At 44.1% G+C, this 1,884-nt stretch carries 2 protein-coding genes; both read right to left on the bottom strand.

The window, feature by feature from the left end; all coding sequences use genetic code 11:
- Positions 1 to 953, bottom strand: a 953-nt coding sequence (locus A3738_RS13280; protein WP_068763633.1) for a hypothetical protein, incomplete at its 3' end; no start/stop codon positions are given.
- 30 nt (positions 954 to 983) lie between these two features.
- On the bottom strand, positions 984 to 1,884 hold a 901-nt coding region (locus tag A3738_RS13275; RefSeq protein WP_068763632.1), incomplete at its 5' end, for a JmjC domain-containing protein.

Here is a 1,884-nt window from a genome sequence, read left to right as displayed (position 1 = left end):
CGTCTCAGTTCTGAAGACGGTGCAGAATGCAGCCATAAGTTTTCAAATTGATAACTGAGGCGTTGTAATGTCATTGGGCTTTCAACGAAGGCTTGGCCTTTGTATCCATGCTCGCGACGACGTTCAACGGCATGCAGGTCATCACAGAGATATAGCCACTCTTTTGGTGCGATGCGCTTGTCATGTATTTTTCTGATACTCACAAAGCTTGAAAGTCGTTGTGCTAAATCGAGAATTGCGCTGTGCCCTGAGCTCGGGTGGCGATCATTCTCGAGGAGTAAGCGCACTTCGACGTGTCGGCTGTGTAGCACTAGTTCTTGGATGTGCGAGATAACTTCACGATCATTCAAGATAGGGTCGTCAAGGCTCTCACACAGCATGAATACTTTTCGTTGCGCGTTGCAAATCACCATGCGGCAAAGATCACGATAACTTCCCATTGAGTCGAAGCGGATGCTACGCATATCGTTTTCTTTTTGCTTTTCGCTGGTTTTCTTGATTGGTTTTGGGTTGTCGCCAATCAATTTAAAGCGAGGGCCAAGAGAGTCTAAGTTTGGGTGAACAAGCTCCGTGAGGCTTGTTTTATCATGCATGCCTGGAATCGTAATGTTCTCTTCCATGAATCCGGCATCGAGAAATAACTGAAGTTGCTGCTCGGAAACGGCGGTATTCACTTCGTTCACGCCTGCTTTATGAAGCTGTTTCAAACTATGGTTTAAAACTACTTCTCCGAGGCGTGTCTTGATATGTTCTTGGGCAACACTTAGAAAGTCGAGTCTAGCAAATTGAGCTGCAGGACGTGCGCCGCTTGCGGCGATTACATGGCCATTGAATAAGGCAATGCACAATCGCGAACCAGATAAGATGCGAGAACCCTTTAGTTGCTCGACTTCTTTTCTTACTTCTACGGGAAGCTCATTTTCACGTAAATAGTTAATATTGACCGAAGCCATAGACGGCACCGTTATTCCTAGTCGTTATTGTTAGTCACTTTCTAATTGCAAACTGCCTTTGTTTAGCAGAATAGCAATGACTTCTTGAGTTTCTAGCATATTGCAATAAGTTAATAAACTCTGTGCGTCAAATTCATCTTCTACACATAAGTGTTGAACAAATGTTAAATGCGCATTGTTCAGCTTAAACGACTCGCCATCAACGGAGAGATATACGTCCTTGTCGAGCGTGGTGTAGAAGAAACGAGAGCCTTCGTTTTTATATACGACATCTGATTGAGATAGCCCTTCTAATGCGTCTTGCACGTCACTTATGTCGTCGTCTGGAATAAGTATTTGGTTGTTTTTTGGTTTTGATAAGAAGCTGCCAAGCCATTCATTGAACATTTCTTTATCAGAAATACTGTCGAGCAATAATTGCTGCAGTGCAGCTTTGTCGTTATCTGAAATCAAGGCGCTTTCATATTGATGTGCTCGATTAGGATCCGAAAAAAACGGGTTAACCTTTGCTTTTTCGCATAAATAATCGGTAAAGCTACTTAGGGCTTCTAGCGCCTTCGGTGCTCTGAATCCGACAGATAAAGTAATGCAGTCGTTTTCTGCAATGCCGTAATGCGCAAGCTTGGGTGGAACATAAAGAATGTCACCAGGCTTCAATACCCAGTCATCGCTTGTTTCAAATTCTTCTAAGATGCTTAAATTTGTATCTGATCTTGTTGGTGTTGTTGCGTCACACCATTGGCCTAAACGCCAATGGCGTTCACCATAGGCTTGCACCAAAAATACATCATAGAAATCACAGTGTGGGCCGACGCTGCCGCCTTTGGGTGCGTATGAAGCCATGATGTCGTCAAAGCGCCAATCAGGAATAAAGTTAAACAACTTTTTGAGTGCGTTGGCCTCAGGAAGCCAGGCATCTAGCTGTTGGATG

The organism is Oleiphilus sp. HI0066, assembly GCF_001635725.1.
Note: the sequence above shows the minus strand (reverse complement) of the source record. Positions and strands in the feature narration are given on the sequence as shown.